We start from the raw sequence: 13232 nt of genomic DNA on the forward strand, positions 1-13232 counted from the left end.
ACGAGATGAAAATTTAAACCAACAACAAGACAAAATAACATTCAACACTCCTTCCAAAATGACAGAAGTGTAACCCTTCCCCCTGCAATAGATTCACCTATATGAAGGGACTGCAATTCGTTCATGGCGTGGAGAATGACAATGCCGGCCGCCTTCAAGAGCACCGTTCTGGTTACAGGGGCGGCCCGTCGACTGGGACGGGCAATCGCTTTCGATCTGGCGAAATCCGGCCACAATGTGGCAGTGCACGCCCACCGCTCGCACGATGAAGCCAAGGCACTTGTCGACGCGATTGTGCAAGGTGGCGGTCACGCCGCCTTCTTTCAGGCAGACCTCACCGATCCAGCACAAACGGATGGTCTTCTGAAAGACGTTGCAGACAGGCTCGGGCCGGTAGACCTTCTTGTCAACAATGCCTCCATTTTCATGGATGACAGTGCGGAAGCCTTCGACGCCGCTCGCTTTGAAGCCCACTTTGCCATCCACCTCAAGGCACCACTGATTCTCGGTGCCGCGATGCTGCGCCAGCTTCCGAAAAACCAGAACGGCCTGATCGTCAACATGATCGATCAGCGCGTCTTTGCCCTCAATCCCCGCTTCTTCAGCTACACGCTTTCCAAGTCCGCCCTGTGGACCGCCACCCAGACCATGGCGCAGGCCTTTGCACCGCGCATCCGCGTCAATGCCATCGGTCCCGGTCCCAGCATGAAGAGTGAACGGCAGGCGCAGGAAGACTTCGACCGGCAGATTGACGGTCTCATCCTGAAACGCGGCCCTGGCCTTGATGAATTCGGACGTACCATTCGCTTTCTTTTTGACACGCCCTCGATTACCGGCCAGATGATCGCCCTTGATGGCGGCCAGCATCTTGCCTGGGAGACGCCGGATGTGACAGGAATACCGGAATGACAAGCAAATCTCCGGCCGATGGCGGCATCATCTATGAAGACGACGACAATGATGCCGAGACGGTCGAGGCTCAGCCGGCCGGGGCAAGCACTGCAATCTCGTGGAATGATGGCAAGCTTGTTGAACACGACCTGAAGGGCGCGGAACTGATCGGCGAATTCGTCAAGCACCTGCCGAACAGTCCCGGCGTCTACCGGATGATGAATGCCAACGGTGATGTGCTTTATGTCGGCAAGGCCCGATCACTGAAGAAACGCGTCACCAACTATGCGCAAGGGCGCGGGCACTCCAACCGCATCACCCGGATGATCACCCAGACCGCGCATATGGAATTTGTCACGACGCGCACGGAGACGGAAGCCCTCCTTCTCGAAGCCAATCTTATCAAAAGGTTGCGACCTCGTTTTAATGTTCTTCTTCGCGATGACAAATCCTTTCCCTATATTCTGATTACCGGCGATCACCGGGCTCCGGCGCTCTACAAGCATCGCGGCGCGCGGGCGCGAAAGGGCGATTATTTCGGCCCCTTTGCCTCCGCCAGTGCGGTTGGACGTACGATCAACGCCATGCAGCGCGCCTTCCTGATCCGCTCCTGCACCGACAGTGTTTTCGAAAGCCGCACGCGTCCTTGCTTGCTGTTTCAGATCAAGCGTTGTGCCGGCCCCTGCACCAACGAGATCCCGCCGGAAGAATATGACCGTCTGATTGACGAGGCCCGCGCCTTCCTCTCTGGCAAGAGCCAGAGCGTTCAGGGCCAGCTTGCCACCGCCATGAATGCGGCGGCCGAGGATCTCGATTTCGAGCGCGCTGCGGTCTATCGCGACCGTCTTGCCGCCCTCTCCCATGTACTCGGTCGTCAAGACGTCAATCCGAGCGGGATCGAGGAAGCGGATGTGTTTGCGATCCACCATGAAGGCGGGCTTTGCTGCATTCAGGTCTTCTTCTTCCGCACCGGGCAGAACTGGGGCAACCGTGCCTATTTCCCGAAAGCCGATCCGACGCTCAGCGGCGCGGAAATTCTCAATGCCTTCCTCGCCCAGTTCTACGATGACAAGCCTGTTCCGCGGCAGATCCTGCTGTCGGAGGACATTGAAGAGATGACGCTTCTGGAGGAGGCGCTGTCCGAACGCGCCGGACGCCGGGTGCAGATCGCCGTGCCAAAACGCGGCGAAAAGCGCGATGTCGTTGCCCAGGTGGAAGCCAATGCCCGTGAGGCGCATGGGCGCAAGCTGGCGGAAACGGCAACCCAGACCCGGCTTCTTGCCGGTTTCGCCGAAACATTTGGCCTTGGCTATGCACCTCGCCGGATCGAGATCTACGACAACTCCCACATCATGGGCACCAATGCCGTTGGCGGCATGGTGGTTGCCGGACCGGATGGTTTCGTCAAAGGCCAGTATCGCAAGTTCAATATCCGCTCGACCGATATCACGCCCGGCGATGACTTCGGCATGATGCGCGAAGTCATGACCCGCCGCTTCACCCGGCTGATCAAGGAACATGGCATTCCCGACCGCTCCGCGCCGCCTGCCACCGACAGCGAGGACGATGCCGCCTTCCCGGCCTGGCCGGATGTGATTCTCATTGACGGCGGCCAGGGCCAGATGACGGCCGTGCGGGCAATCCTTGACGAGCTTGGCATTCGCAATGCCGTCACCGCGATCGGTATCGCCAAGGGCGCTGACCGTGAGGCGGGCCGCGAGCGTTTCTTCATGGATGGCCGCGCCGATTTTTCCCTGCCGCCGCGCGACCCGGTGCTTTACTTCATCCAGCGCCTGCGCGATGAGGCCCACCGCTTCGCCATCGGCTCGCACCGGGCGCGGCGCAAGAAGGCGCTGGTCAAGAACCCGCTCGACGAAATCGCCGGCATCGGCCCGTCCAGAAAGCGGGCGCTCTTGCAGCATTTCGGCACGGCCAAGGCGGTCTCACGTGCGGGCGTAAGCGATCTCACATCCGTCGATGGCATTTCCGAAGCCATGGCTAAGCTGATCTACAATCATTTCAACGATAATGGCAGCGAATAGACGAAATGTGGCTTTGCCGCCTCAGAGACAAAGTTTAACAAATTCATGATTGACCGGCGTGGCCGACGCTCCCAATTCTGGTAAACTCCGCAGTAATGTTCGAATTGATTATCAAACCGGCCTCTCCCAGCCGGCGCACAAGGCGCCCCCTCCCAAAAAAGGGCGGCGAAATGATGGAATAAAGTCATGGCCTCCAAAGCGCTGAATATCCCGAACCTTTTGACCTATGGCCGTATCCTTGCGGTTCCGCTGATCGTGCTGTGCTTTTTCGTTCAGGGCGACCTGTCGAGCTCGGACCCGGCGCGCTGGACGGCGCTGGCCATCTTCATCCTCGCCTCGGTGACGGATTTCTTTGACGGCTATCTGGCGCGCGCCTGGAATCAGCAATCCAATATCGGCCGCATGCTCGACCCGATCGCCGACAAGCTGTTGGTATCGACTTGCCTGCTGCTGCTGGCCGCCGATGTGGAGCGCGTCATTGCCGGATGGACCCTTTGGGCGGCAATCATCATCCTCTGCCGCGAAGTGCTTGTCTCGGGGCTGCGCGAATATCTCGCAACGCTTTCGGTTTCCGTTCCCGTCACCCGGATCGCCAAATGGAAGACGACCTTCCAGATGATCGCGATCGGCATGCTGCTGGCGGGACCGGCTGGCGACAAGATCTTCCCCTACACAACCAGTCTCGGCATCGCCCTTTTGTGGGTCGCCGCCGTACTGACCATGTATACCGGCTACGACTATTTCCGGGCCGGCCTGAAACATGTGGTGGAGGCGGAGAAGTGACGAAACTTGTCTACTTTGCCTGGGTGCGTGAGCGCATCGGCCAGCAGGAAGAGGAAATCGCCCTGCCCGCGACGGTTTCTACGGTTGCGGACCTGCTCGGCTTCCTGAAGCAGCGCGGCGACAATTACGCCCATGCGCTGGAACAGGAACGCTTCATCCGCGTCGCACTCGACAAGATGCATGCCGAACACGACATGCCAATCGCCGGTGCCTCCGAGATCGCCCTCTTTCCGCCGATGACGGGCGGCTGAGATCATGGCGGCAAAACCGACAATCCGCGTTCAGGCCGAAGATTTCGACATCACCGCCGAAATGCGTGCACTGAGCGAAGGGCGGAGGGATATCGGCGCGACGGTAACCTTTACCGGCCTTTGCCGGGATGAGGCAGGCACGCTCGCCGCGCTTGAACTGGAGCACTATCCGGGCATGGCCGAGGCGGAAATGACCCGCATTGCCAATGAAGCCATAGACCGCTTCTCGCTTCTCGGGCTGACGGCAATTCATCGCTTCGGCAGGATTGCGCCCGGCGAGAACATTGTTGTGGTCATTGCCGCTGCACCGCACCGCCAAGCCGCCTTTGATGGCGCATCCTTCATGATGGACTTCCTCAAGACGTCAGCCCCCTTCTGGAAAAAGGAACACCTGACTGACGGAAGCAGCAGTAGCTGGGTCGAGGCAAAGGACAGCGACGACAGCGCAGCCCGACGCTGGGACTGAAATTCTTTTTTTCACCGCCCTTGTCCCGTCATATGTCGGCGCTATGCTCTTGTCTTATGGAGCGGTTCAAATCGATTGAGTCTGAACGCTCCCTGATGCGGTTTTTCGAGGGAAGCCATGGCAGAGAACAATTCTCAGCTTACCATCGGGTTCATCATGTATCCGGGGCTCACCCAGCTTGACCTGTTCGGTCCGGCTGACGTGCTCAGCAGGATGCAGGGAACCGAAATCAAGTATCTCTGGCGCAATACCGATCCGGTGATCGTCGATCGCGGCCTCAGGATCATGCCAAACACCACCTATAATCAGTGTCGCTCGCTCGACATGATTTGCGTGCCCGGCGGGCCTGGGCAAATCGCGGTGATGGATGACGAGGAAACGCTTGCCTTTCTCCGGCGCATCGCGCCGGGCTGCAAGCTCGTCACCTCGGTATGCACCGGCTCGCTGATCCTCGGCGCCGCCGGCCTGTTGCGCGGCTATAACGCCACCTGCCACTGGACCTGCCTTGACCAGCTTTCAATCTTTGGTGCCAAACCGGTGGCAGAGCGGGTCGTCACCGACCGCAACCGCATCACCGGCGCAGGCGTCACCTCCGGGATCGATTTTGCGCTCAAAGTCGTCGAATCGCTCACAGACAAGCGCACGGCGCAGCAGATCCAGTTGCAGATGGAATATGATCCTCAGCCGCCCTATAATTGCGGATCGCCGCGCACGGCACCGGAAGAGATCGTCGACAGCGTCCGCGCCCGGCTGCATATGTTCCTCTCCACAAGACGCGCAGCCAGCGAACGCGCGGCCGAGCGGCTGAAGGAATTGAAGGACTGAAGACGCCGCGAACCATCCGCGTTCTCGCGACTGAAAAAGCCGCCCGGATCACTCCGGACGGCTTTATTAATTGCCTCATAAAAGTCCGTCAGACTTTTGAAATCAGCCAACAATTTCGGTTTCAGAGAACCAGAAACCGATTTCGCGCTTGGCGGTTTCAACGGCGTCGGAACCGTGAACCGAGTTTTCGCCCATCGACAGCGCGAAGGTCTTGCGGATCGTGCCTTCGTCAGCCTTTTCCGGGTTGGTCGCACCCATGATTTCGCGGTTCTTGAGAACGGCATTTTCACCTTCGAGAACCTGAACGACGGTCGGGCCCGAGCTCATGAACTCAACCAGTTCACCGAAGAAGGGGCGTTCCTTGTGCTCGGCATAGAAGGCTTCCGCTTCGCGACGCGACATCCAGACGCGCTTGGAAGCGACAACGGCCAGGCCGTTTTCTTCCAGCATCTTGATAATGGCGCCGGTCAGGTTGCGCTTGGTGGCATCAGGCTTGATCATCGAAAAGGTGCGTTCAATCGCCATGTCATTCGTCCTCTGACAGAGTGTTCTTCAAGAAATTGAGCCGGTGTTTACCCGGCAAAGCCCTTGAAAACAAGGTGGCATGGATATTTTCACTGAAGCGTCACGATGTCGCCTCAGACACCGGCAACCTCAATGCAGCGCTCATACCATGCGGTAACCGGATCATTCGGCTCCATGACCGCGATTTTAGCGGTCATGGACAGCCAGCGCAGCGCACCGAACACAATGTAATCGGCAAATAGCGGGCTCGCACCGCCGATAAAGGGCTGGCTCTTCAGCATCTGGCGCAGCGGCTGCAACTTGCGGCCAAACTGTTCGGCTTCTGCTTCGCGGCCCGTGGCCACCTCTTCAAGCGTCATGCCGAGCATCTTCTCGCGGCTTTCCCGGAAATAGCTCTGATCGACGGGGCCAAGCATGTCATGAATATCCTTGACCGCCATCCTGGTGACTGCCGGATGCAGTGTTGTCTGCGACCAGGCCTCGACAAAGCGGGCCATGGCCATGCCGCCCTCGCCCTTGAACAGCGACGGTGCGTCCGGATAGGCCTGCTCCAGATAGAGCGCGATGGCGAAGCTGTCGGAAACCAGCTTGTCGCCGTCCAGCAGGATCGGCACCGTCTTCGAAAAGCCGTTCTCAAGCTTCGGGATCTCGGTAAAAGCTGTTGGCTTTTCCTCAAATTCGAGGCCCTTGTGCCTCAGCGCCATAACCACTTTCCAGCAATGAGGCGAAAAAGGCACAGCGCTGTCGGCACCGCAGAGCGTATAGAGAACCCGTGTCATTGATGAACTCCTCTGTTGGGCAGGCAGGTTTGACCAAAGGGCGGTAAATTGCAAGACGGGCCATGGTCTGAGATGCGCACCAGTTCCGCTGAGCGAACGGTAGTATGCCGATGCTACCCGCACGGAATTGTCTTTTGCTAGTTTCAACCTGGCACATTGAACACGGGAGGAGACAATGGCAGCCAGGAAGATCCTGATGATTACCGGTGATTTCACCGAGGACTACGAAACCATGGTTCCGTTCCAGACGCTACTGGCCGTCGGCCACAGCGTTGATGCGGTCTGCCCGGACAAGAAGGCTGGCGACACGGTTCCAACTGCGATTCACGATTTCGAGGGCGACCAGACCTATTCGGAAAAGCCCGGCCACCGCTTCGCGCTGACGGCGGATTTCGATACAATCAACCCGGCCGATTACGACGCGCTGGTCATTCCGGGCGGCCGTGCACCGGAATATCTGCGCCTCAACAGCACCGTGATCGCCATGGTGCGCCACTTCTTCGAGGCGGACAAGCCGGTGGCGGCGATCTGCCACGGCGCGCAGATACTGGCGGCAGCCGGCGTCCTGTCCGGCCGTACCTGCTCGGCCTACCCGGCCTGCGCCCCCGAGGTAAAGCTCGCCGGTGGAAGCTATGCCGATATCGCCGTCACCGACGCCGTGACCGACGGCAAGCTGGTAACCGCCCCGGCATGGCCCGCACATCCGGCATGGCTTAGCCAGTTCATGGCACTGCTTGCCTGACTAAAACGGAACGCCGGGGGCGCTTTAGTTGCAGCCCCTGGCGGACTATAGTGCCCCCGGGAGAACCGGGAGGAAATCATGTGCAGACTGTTTATCGGGGCCGATCCGGCTCTCTGGGAAAGCGTCAGCCGCTCCGTCAGGATTGACGGGGTGGTGACGAGTGTGCGGCTGGAGCGCTTTTTCTGGGACACACTCGGCGCGATTGCCGAACGCGATGGCCTCAGCGTCACCCAGCTGATCAGCCGGCTCTATCGCGAATCGATCGATGCCGGGCATGATCTCGGCAATTTCACCTCATTCCTCAGGGTCTGTTGCGGACGTTTTCTGGCGCTTCAGGCCGAAGGCGACATTCCGCCCGCCAGCGCCATTGCCGGGCTTGATGCCCGTGCGATCCTTGAGCGGGAACGCCGCCGCGCCGCTGCTGCCCTGCATGCATAAGCAGCGGCGATGGCGGCTATAAAATAGTTTCACAAAAAGGCCATGCCGATTTCGATTATGATGGCGGCAACCATGAAGGAGAGCCCCATGCTGTCGCATTTTCGTATGTTCGCCGCCTATAATAACTGGGCCAATAGCCTGGTCTATTCGAGCGCGTCCCATCTCGCCTATGATGATTATACCCGCGATCTCGGCGCCTTCTTTCACTCCGTACACGGCACGCTCAATCATCTGCTCTTCACCGACCGGATCTGGATGAAGCGCTTTGCCGGCGAATATACCGGCTCAGTCAAGCTCGATAGCATCGTCAGCGATGATTTCGAAGACCTGCGGCTTGCCCGCGAGGTCGAGGATCAGGCCATCATCGCCTATATCGACAGCCTGTCGGAAGCGCAGCTTGCCGGGCGTTTCAGCTATATGCGCGGCAATCCGCCGGAACAGTATAATGACAGTATTTCAAAGGCTTTGGCGCATCTCTTCAACCATCAGACACACCATCGCGGCCAGATCCACATGATGCTGACAACGCTTGGCCGGCCGTCACTGGAAATGGATCTGATCTATTTCCTGCGTTCCGATGCAGGCCGGCCATTCGCATGATCTGTCCGTGACACCGCCTCAGGCAAACCAGCCCTCGACCTTGGCTTCGTCCGGCAGGCCACCGGCATGGACCAACTTGCCATCAATTGCGACACCCGGCGTCGACATGACGCCGGCCATGGCGATTGCCTTGGGATCAGAGACCTTTTCGAGGCTGATCTCCTCGCCGTGACGGGCAGCGGCATCGGCGATCAGCTTGGCGGTTGCCTCGCAGCGCTTGCATCCGGGGCCGTAGACCTTGACCGTTTTCATGGGTCATCTCCTTCAAAACATCAGGTTGAACATAAATCCGACCATCAGGATGCCGCTGCCAACCACCGCGATAAACACGGCAATCAGGCGCAGCGTCAGCACCTGACGCAGGATGATCATTTCCGGCAGGCTGAGCGCAATCACCGACATCATGAAGGCGAGCACTGTTCCAAGCGCCGCCCCCTTGCCGATCAGCGCTTCGACAATCGGGATCACACCGGCCGCATTGGAATACATCGGAATGCCGATCAGCACGGCAGCAGGCACGCTCCACCATGCATCAGCGCCCATGATGGTGGCCATCAGCGTTTCCGGCACATAGCCATGGATCAACGCGCCAAGACCGATACCGAGCAGGATGTAGAGCCAGATCTTGCCGACGATTTCCTTCACCCCGGCAAGAGCGGCGAGATAGCGTTCATGCATTGCCGGCCGCTCCTCATCCAGCGCCCCGGCCCCGGCATCCATGGTGATCTCGCGCACCCAATCCTGCAGCCAGCCTTCAAGGTGCAGCCGCCCGATCACCAGACCGGCGGCAACCGCGATGGCCAGACCGAAGCCAAGATAGGCCAGCGCCACCGGCCAGCCGACAAGGCCGAAAAGCAGGATCAGCGCCACCTCATTGACCATCGGCGCGGCGATCAGAAACGAGAATGTGACCCCGAGCGGAACGCCAGCCGAGACAAAGCCGATGAAAAGCGGCACGGCCGAGCATGAACAGAAAGGCGTCAGCACGCCAAGGCAGGCGGCAAGCACATTGCCAATGCCGAGCGCCCGCCCGGCCAAGAGCGCCCGCGTGCGTTCCGGGCTGAAGAAGCTGCGCACCACGCCCATGCCGAAGACCACCAGCACCAGCAGCATGAAGACCTTCGGCACGTCATAGAAGAAGAAGGCCAGCGCCTCGCCGGTGTGGCTTGCGGGATCAACGGGCAGAAGACCGACGAGAAAATCTGAAAACGGCTGCAATACGCGGTAGACATTCCACCACGCCACCAGCGCCAGAATCAGCGCGACATGCCAGAGCCATTCCGGCCGGCGGTGCGCCATATGCGGTGTCGACATGCTCATGCCACCCTCCTCTCATCCTCTGCCACGCAGGCGATGGTCGCATTGAGGACATCACCAAGCATGGGATCCAGATCCGGATTGAGGCGATAGCGCACCCATTGCGCATCGCGGCGGTCAACCACAAGGCCCGCGGCCTTGAGCACGCCCATATGCCGCGACATGCGCGACTGGGTGGCCTGGCAATGGCGCATCAATTCGCAGACGCAATGCTCCCTGCCATCGGCAGCGAGCACAGCCATGGCCGAAAGCCGTGTCGGCTCGGCCAGCGCCGCAAGAACATCAAGAACCATCGCCATATCACCTGTCCCGGATCATTATACCTGCTTATGCGCATATGCGCATTTACGTATGTATTCCTTGATCTGGAACAAATGGCCGGCATTCCGCCGATTCAGTTGGCCTTTTCTGCCGATGCGTCCGGTTGGGCGAAGAGATCGTATTCCATGAGGTCCTGACCGGCGATCACCGGACCGGAAAAGCGGCTGGCAACGCCGGTGGTGAAGTCATCGCTCACCGTCGTGTCAGGTCCACCGGCAAAATGCGACAGGATCACCAGACCGACGCCTGCATCATGCGCCATCTGGCCCACGTCTTGCGGTGAGAGATGTTCCTGTTCCATATGAACGCGATAGGCCTTGGCATCAGCTCCGCCCTCGACCATATGGCTCGGCACGGTCAGCATTTTGCCGCTGGCATCGATATAGGGAAGCCGCACCTCGCTCACCAGCACGGCAGCCCCCTTGGCCAGTGCTGTGACGGCATCGCTCTTGCCGGTATCCCCGGTGAAGACAATGGCGCCATAGGGCGTGTCAAAGCGATATGAAAACGAAATGTCGCGACCGGCCGGACCTTCTGAGGAATTTAGGAAGTGGGTATTTTCTGCCGCTGTTACGGTGATATTGGCATCGCGATAGACCAGCCCGTCATGATCGATATCATGCGCGGCAAACATGCCCGTATCAGGCTTCAGCATGGGAATACCGGCACGAAAGATCCGCTCCGAAGTTGCAAGCATGTGCAGACTGTCTTCCAGCAGCAACTGCGTTGCCGGCGGTCCGTAAAGCACGAGCGGTACAGGATTGTCCTGATTGGCCTTGGCAAACCAGTCCGTCATGATCAGCGACGGAATGCTTGCCGTGTGATCGAGATGCTGATGGGTGATGAAGATTGCCGAAAGATCGGCAACATCAAATCCTGCGCTGGCCAGCTGCCGATCCGTGCCGAGCCCCGCATCGACCAGATAGGATGTGCCATTGACGATGAGCAAAGTCGAAATACCCGAGCGCCCGGACTGGGCCACCGGACCGCCGCCCGTGCCCAGCAAGATGATCCGCGCATCATGTGACCGCGCGACAGCACTGTCCGCCTCCGCCGCCTGGCAAGGAGCGGAAACCGTGAACATAGCGGCCGTAACAAGACTGGCCGCACACAGATTGGAAAAACTGTCCCTCATTAAAATTCCCCCTTTAATTTCAATTACTAATAAAGATAATCTGAATTGGAATATGGCAAGTTGGGGGCACTGCGAAGACTGTCCCGCGGTGATTTGGAGTCACAACACAGCACAGCCAGAATTTTTCACGGCGCAAACGATATTCTCGGCATCTTGCCAAGCCGGGCGATTTCGGACACAACCGCGGTCATGATCACGATTTCCGACCTCTCCGTCCGCATCGCCGGGCGACTGCTCATCGAAAACGCTTCCGTGTCCATTCCTGACGGGATGAAGGCCGGCATTGTCGGGCGCAATGGTGCGGGAAAATCCACGCTCTTCAAGGTCATTACCGGCGACCTCGCCTCCGAAACCGGCTTTGTGTCCCTGCCCAAACGCGCGCGCATCGGCCAGGTCGCCCAGGAAGCGCCCGGCACCCAGGAGCCGCTGATCGAAATCGTGCTGAAAGCAGACAAGGAGCGGACTGCCCTTCTGGCCGAAGCAGAAACTGCGACAGACCCGCACCGGATCGCCGAAATCCAGACGCGGCTGGCCGATATCGGCGCCCATTCGGCAGAAGCGCGTGCCGCCAGCATTCTCTCCGGTCTCGGCTTTGATGCGGCCGCCCAGCTTCGCCCTGCCGCCGCCTTTTCCGGCGGCTGGCGCATGCGTGTGGCGCTTGCCGCCGTCCTGTTTTCCGAGCCGGACCTTTTGCTGCTCGACGAGCCAACCAACTATCTCGATCTCGAAGGCACGCTGTGGCTGGAGGACTATATCCGCCACTACCCCTATAGTGTGCTGATTATCAGCCATGACCGCGATCTCCTGAACACCGCAGCCAATGCCATCATCCACCTCGACCAGAAGAAGCTGACCTTCTATCGCGGCTCCTATGATCAGTTTGAGCGGCAGAAGGCGGAAGCGGACGAATTGCAGATGAAAGCGCGCGCCAAGAACGAGGCGGCGCGCAAGCATCTGGAAAGCTTCATCACCCGCTTCAAGGCCAAGGCAACGAAGGCACGGCAGGCGCAGAGCCGTGTCAAGGCGCTGGAACGGATGGGGACGGTCGCGGCCGTGATCGAGGATCATGTCCAGGGCTTCTCCTTTCCCGAGCCGGAAAAGCAGCCGGCTTCACCGATCGTCGCCATCGAAAACGGTATTGTCGGCTATGAACCCGGCCGCCCGATCCTGTCGAAACTCGATCTAAGGCTCGATAATGACGACCGCATCGCGCTGCTTGGTGCCAACGGCAACGGCAAATCGACCTTCGCCAAATTCATCTCCGGCAGGCTTGCACCGCAGGACGGTATTCTGAAAGTCGCGCCCGGTTTGAAGATCGGGTTCTTCGCCCAGCATCAGATCGATGATCTTGTCCCGGAGCAATCTGCCGTCGATCACGTCCGAAAGCTCATGCCCGAAGCCCCCGAGGCCAGGGTGCGCGCCCGCGTCGCCCAGATGGGCCTTGCGACCGAGAAGATGGACACCAAGGCGAAGGATCTGTCCGGCGGCGAAAAGGCACGGCTCCTGATGGGGCTTGCCGCCTTTGATGCGCCCAACCTGCTGATCCTTGACGAACCGACCAACCATCTCGACATTGACAGCCGCAACGCGCTGATCACCGCGCTCAACGATTTTCCTGGCGCCGTCATCCTGATCTCCCATGACCGGCACCTGATCGAGGCAACCGTTGACCGGCTGTGGCTGGTGCATGACGGCACGGTTAAAAGTTATGACGGCGACCTTGAGGACTATCGCGCGCTGATCGTTTCCGGCGGCAAGGCAAGGGCCAGAAAATCTGAGCCAGCGACCGATACCGGCTCCAAATCAGACCAGCGGCGCGAAGCTGCCGAAAAGCGCGCAGCCCTTGCGCCACTGAAGAAGAAGATTGACGAGGCGGAGAAGAAAACCGGCAAGATCGAAAAGATCATCGCCAAACTCGACAACGACCTTGCCGATCCTGAACTCTATGCCAAATCGCCGGAAAAGGCAGCTGTCATGGCCCAGGCACGCGCCAATGCCGCAGCCGAACTGACCCGGGTTGAAGAGGAATGGCTGATGCTTTCAGCCGAATATGAAGAAGCAATGCAGAACTAGAATAAAGCCACCCAATATATTGTTTCTACGATGTTTCATTCGAA

The 13232-nt window shown here is 59.2% G+C and carries 16 protein-coding genes; 10 read left to right on the forward strand and 6 right to left on the reverse strand.

Annotated elements, in window-relative coordinates; genetic code table 11:
- The first annotated feature begins 141 nt into the window (after positions 1-141).
- The 6 genes from FJU08_RS13050 to FJU08_RS13075 all read left to right on the forward strand — a co-directional run bounded on the left by FJU08_RS13050 (position 142) and on the right by FJU08_RS13075 (position 5258).
- Positions 142-909 carry an SDR family oxidoreductase gene (locus FJU08_RS13050; RefSeq protein WP_141149454.1) on the forward strand — a complete coding sequence of 256 codons (768 nt, stop codon included), beginning with the start codon at positions 142-144 and terminating at the stop codon, positions 907-909.
- Positions 906-2933, forward strand: coding sequence for an excinuclease ABC subunit UvrC (uvrC, locus tag FJU08_RS13055; RefSeq protein ID WP_141149455.1), 2028 nt, complete (start codon positions 906-908; stop codon positions 2931-2933). Before FJU08_RS13050 ends, uvrC begins: the two co-directional genes overlap by 4 nt.
- A gap of 186 nt (positions 2934-3119) precedes the next feature.
- Complete coding sequence (pgsA, locus tag FJU08_RS13060) at positions 3120-3716, forward strand: CDP-diacylglycerol--glycerol-3-phosphate 3-phosphatidyltransferase (RefSeq protein ID WP_141149456.1); 597 nt, start codon at positions 3120-3122, stop codon at positions 3714-3716.
- Positions 3713-3967: a molybdopterin converting factor subunit 1 gene (gene moaD / locus FJU08_RS13065; RefSeq protein ID WP_141149457.1), complete on the forward strand. Its 255-nt coding sequence runs from the start codon at positions 3713-3715 to the stop codon at positions 3965-3967. The genes pgsA and moaD overlap by 4 nt, the downstream gene beginning before the upstream one ends.
- 4 nt (positions 3968-3971) lie before the next feature.
- The gene (locus tag FJU08_RS13070; protein ID WP_141149458.1) at positions 3972-4433 is read left to right on the forward strand and encodes a molybdenum cofactor biosynthesis protein MoaE; all 462 of its coding nucleotides are present in this window, start codon (positions 3972-3974) and stop codon (positions 4431-4433) included.
- A gap of 117 nt (positions 4434-4550) precedes the next feature.
- Positions 4551-5258 carry a DJ-1/PfpI family protein gene (locus tag FJU08_RS13075; protein WP_141149459.1) on the forward strand — a complete coding sequence of 236 codons (708 nt, stop codon included), beginning with the start codon at positions 4551-4553 and terminating at the stop codon, positions 5256-5258.
- 102 nt (positions 5259-5360) lie between these two features.
- On the opposite strand, the gene ndk is transcribed toward FJU08_RS13075, so the two are convergent.
- Together ndk and FJU08_RS13085 are read right to left on the reverse strand one after the other, a co-directional pair.
- Positions 5361-5783, reverse strand: a complete 423-nt coding sequence (gene ndk / locus FJU08_RS13080) for a nucleoside-diphosphate kinase (RefSeq protein ID WP_141149460.1) — start codon at positions 5781-5783, stop codon at positions 5361-5363.
- 113 nt (positions 5784-5896) lie between these two features.
- Complete coding sequence (locus FJU08_RS13085) at positions 5897-6562, reverse strand: glutathione S-transferase family protein (protein ID WP_141149461.1); 666 nt, start codon at positions 6560-6562, stop codon at positions 5897-5899.
- Positions 6563-6737: 175 nt separating this feature from the next.
- On the opposite strand from FJU08_RS13085, the gene FJU08_RS13090 reads away from it, so the two are divergent.
- The 3 genes from FJU08_RS13090 to FJU08_RS13100 all read left to right on the forward strand — a co-directional run bounded on the left by FJU08_RS13090 (position 6738) and on the right by FJU08_RS13100 (position 8342).
- Positions 6738-7304, forward strand: coding sequence for a DJ-1/PfpI family protein (locus FJU08_RS13090; RefSeq protein ID WP_141149462.1), 567 nt, complete (start codon positions 6738-6740; stop codon positions 7302-7304).
- 78 nt (positions 7305-7382) lie between these two features.
- Complete coding sequence (locus tag FJU08_RS13095; protein ID WP_141149463.1) at positions 7383-7742, forward strand: ribbon-helix-helix domain-containing protein; 360 nt, start codon at positions 7383-7385, stop codon at positions 7740-7742.
- Between the two features lie 87 nt (positions 7743-7829).
- Entirely contained in the window at positions 7830-8342 is a 513-nt protein-coding gene (locus FJU08_RS13100) for a DinB family protein (protein ID WP_141149554.1), read from the forward strand.
- A gap of 18 nt (positions 8343-8360) precedes the next feature.
- Here the strand turns inward: FJU08_RS13100 and FJU08_RS13105 are convergent, their stop codons facing one another.
- The 4 genes from FJU08_RS13105 to FJU08_RS13120 all read right to left on the reverse strand — a co-directional run bounded on the left by FJU08_RS13105 (position 8361) and on the right by FJU08_RS13120 (position 11115).
- Positions 8361-8594: a thioredoxin family protein gene (locus FJU08_RS13105; protein ID WP_141149464.1), complete on the reverse strand. Its 234-nt coding sequence runs from the start codon at positions 8592-8594 to the stop codon at positions 8361-8363.
- Between the two features lie 12 nt (positions 8595-8606).
- The gene (locus FJU08_RS13110) at positions 8607-9641 is read right to left on the reverse strand and encodes a permease (RefSeq protein WP_407943712.1); all 1035 of its coding nucleotides are present in this window, start codon (positions 9639-9641) and stop codon (positions 8607-8609) included.
- Between the two features lie 17 nt (positions 9642-9658).
- Positions 9659-9958, reverse strand: coding sequence for an ArsR/SmtB family transcription factor (locus tag FJU08_RS13115; RefSeq protein ID WP_210245227.1), 300 nt, complete (start codon positions 9956-9958; stop codon positions 9659-9661).
- A gap of 95 nt (positions 9959-10053) precedes the next feature.
- Positions 10054-11115, reverse strand: coding sequence for an MBL fold metallo-hydrolase (locus FJU08_RS13120; RefSeq protein WP_141149466.1), 1062 nt, complete (start codon positions 11113-11115; stop codon positions 10054-10056).
- Positions 11116-11304: 189 nt separating this feature from the next.
- Here FJU08_RS13120 and FJU08_RS13125 point away from each other — a divergent pair, with 189 nt between their 5' ends.
- Complete coding sequence (locus FJU08_RS13125; RefSeq protein ID WP_141149467.1) at positions 11305-13188, forward strand: ABC-F family ATP-binding cassette domain-containing protein; 1884 nt, start codon at positions 11305-11307, stop codon at positions 13186-13188.
- Positions 13189-13232 lie beyond the last annotated feature (44 nt).

It is taken from the genome of Martelella alba, from assembly GCF_006516955.1.
In the GTDB taxonomy this organism is placed as follows: domain Bacteria; phylum Pseudomonadota; class Alphaproteobacteria; order Rhizobiales; family Rhizobiaceae; genus Martelella; species Martelella alba.

What these genes read in the sequence shown, in the direction of transcription:
- FJU08_RS13050 (WP_141149454.1), top strand. Translation starts at nt 142, where the DNA reads ATGCCGGCCGCCTTCAAGAGCACCGTTCTGGTTACAGGGGCGGCCCGT.
- uvrC (WP_141149455.1), top strand. Translation starts at nt 906, where the DNA reads ATGACAAGCAAATCTCCGGCCGATGGCGGCATCATCTATGAAGACGAC.
- pgsA (WP_141149456.1), top strand. Translation starts at nt 3,120, where the DNA reads ATGGCCTCCAAAGCGCTGAATATCCCGAACCTTTTGACCTATGGCCGT.
- FJU08_RS13070 (WP_141149458.1), top strand. Translation starts at nt 3,972, where the DNA reads ATGGCGGCAAAACCGACAATCCGCGTTCAGGCCGAAGATTTCGACATC.
- FJU08_RS13075 (WP_141149459.1), top strand. Translation starts at nt 4,551, where the DNA reads ATGGCAGAGAACAATTCTCAGCTTACCATCGGGTTCATCATGTATCCG.
- ndk (WP_141149460.1), bottom strand. Translation starts at nt 5,783, where the DNA reads ATGGCGATTGAACGCACCTTTTCGATGATCAAGCCTGATGCCACCAAG.
- FJU08_RS13085 (WP_141149461.1), bottom strand. Translation starts at nt 6,562, where the DNA reads ATGACACGGGTTCTCTATACGCTCTGCGGTGCCGACAGCGCTGTGCCT.
- FJU08_RS13090 (WP_141149462.1), top strand. Translation starts at nt 6,738, where the DNA reads ATGGCAGCCAGGAAGATCCTGATGATTACCGGTGATTTCACCGAGGAC.
- FJU08_RS13095 (WP_141149463.1), top strand. Translation starts at nt 7,383, where the DNA reads ATGTGCAGACTGTTTATCGGGGCCGATCCGGCTCTCTGGGAAAGCGTC.
- FJU08_RS13100 (WP_141149554.1), top strand. Translation starts at nt 7,830, where the DNA reads ATGCTGTCGCATTTTCGTATGTTCGCCGCCTATAATAACTGGGCCAAT.
- FJU08_RS13105 (WP_141149464.1), bottom strand. Translation starts at nt 8,594, where the DNA reads ATGAAAACGGTCAAGGTCTACGGCCCCGGATGCAAGCGCTGCGAGGCA.
- FJU08_RS13110 (WP_407943712.1), bottom strand. Translation starts at nt 9,641, where the DNA reads ATGGCGCACCGCCGGCCGGAATGGCTCTGGCATGTCGCGCTGATTCTG.
- FJU08_RS13115 (WP_210245227.1), bottom strand. Translation starts at nt 9,958, where the DNA reads ATGGCGATGGTTCTTGATGTTCTTGCGGCGCTGGCCGAGCCGACACGG.
- FJU08_RS13120 (WP_141149466.1), bottom strand. Translation starts at nt 11,115, where the DNA reads ATGAGGGACAGTTTTTCCAATCTGTGTGCGGCCAGTCTTGTTACGGCC.
- FJU08_RS13125 (WP_141149467.1), top strand. Translation starts at nt 11,305, where the DNA reads ATGATCACGATTTCCGACCTCTCCGTCCGCATCGCCGGGCGACTGCTC.